This is a genomic window from Streptomyces sp. SID11385, assembly GCF_010548245.1.
GTDB lineage: Bacteria > Actinomycetota > Actinomycetes > Streptomycetales > Streptomycetaceae > Streptomyces.
This window is the reverse complement of record NZ_JAAGLR010001167.1, coordinates 1-1,258: the sequence shown is the minus strand read 5'-3', so window position 1 is coordinate 1,258 and position 1,258 is coordinate 1. Positions and strand designations below refer to the sequence as shown.

1 protein-coding gene is annotated in these 1,258 nt (G+C 76.6%); it reads left to right on the top strand.

The window, feature by feature from the left end; translation table 11 throughout:
* Window positions 1-1,258 (top strand): glycoside hydrolase family 3 protein (locus G3I42_RS35440; protein WP_164291750.1); only part of this gene is annotated, 1,258 nt, incomplete at both ends.

The following is a 1,258-nucleotide window of genomic DNA, read 5'->3' as shown; positions in this document are numbered from 1 at the left end:
CGCTTCCACGGGGCCTCGGCGACCGCGCCCTCGGCCGCCGACGCGCAGGCGAACCGCGAGGACATCGGGGTCGCGACGGCCGCCGAGATGATCGCCCGCTACCACCTCGGCGGCGTCCTCTACTTCGGCTGGGCGGGCAACATCCGCTCGCCCCGGCAGGTCGCCGCGCTCTCGAACGAGGTGCAGCGCGCCGGGCTCGGGCTGCGCGTCCCCGTACCGCTGCTCGTCTCGATCGACCAGGAGCACGGGGCCGTGCAGCGGATCGGCCCTCCGGCCACGCAACTGCCCGGTGCGATGGGGCTCGGCGCCGCCTCGCTCGGCGCGGGCGGTACGAGCGTGGGCGCGCGCGAGGCCGCCGCGCTCGCGGGCCGGGAGCTGGCGGCGCTCGGGGTACGGCAGGACTGGGCGCCCGACGCGGACGTCAACGTCAACCCGGCGAACCCTGTCATCGGCGTGCGTTCCTTCGGCGCGGACCCGGAGGCCGTCGCGCGCCTCGTCGTGGCGCAGGTGCGCGGCTACCAGGAGGACGTCGGGATCTCCGCCGCCGTCAAGCACTTCCCCGGGCACGGCGACACCGCGACCGACTCGCACGTCGGCTTCCCGACGATCTCGCACACGCGCGCCCAGTGGGACACGCTGGACGCGCCCCCGTTCCGCGCCGCGATCGCCGCGGGCGCGGATGTCGTGATGACGGGTCACCTCGCGTTCCCCGCGCTCGACCCGAGCGGCGACCCGGCCACGCTCTCGCACCCCGTCGTCACGGGCGTCCTGCGCGGCGAACTCGGGTACGAGGGCGTCGTCACGACGGACTCGCTGCGCATGGAGGGCGTGCGGACGAAGTACGGCGACGACCGCGTGCCCGTCCTCGCGCTCCGAGCGGGCGTCGACCTCCTCCTCGACCCGCCCGACCTCGGCCTCGCGCACCGCTCCGTGCTCGCCGCGCTGCGCTCGGGCGAGCTGACCGAGGAGCGTGTCGACGCCTCGGTGCTGCGCGTCCTCGCGCTGAAGCGGCGGCGCGGGCTGCTCGCGAAGCCGTACGTGGACGAGGAGGCCGTCGGGCGGAAGGTCGGCACCCCCGTGCACCGCGCCCTCGCCGACCGGCTCGCGGAGCGGGGCACGACCCTCGTCGTCAACGACGGCACCCTGCCGCTGCGCGCGGGCACGGGCCGCCTGCTGGTCCTCGGCGTCGATCCCGCCTCGGCCTCGGGCAGCGACGGGCCCGCGACGCGCGTCCTCGCGCGCGCCCTCGAAGCGGAGG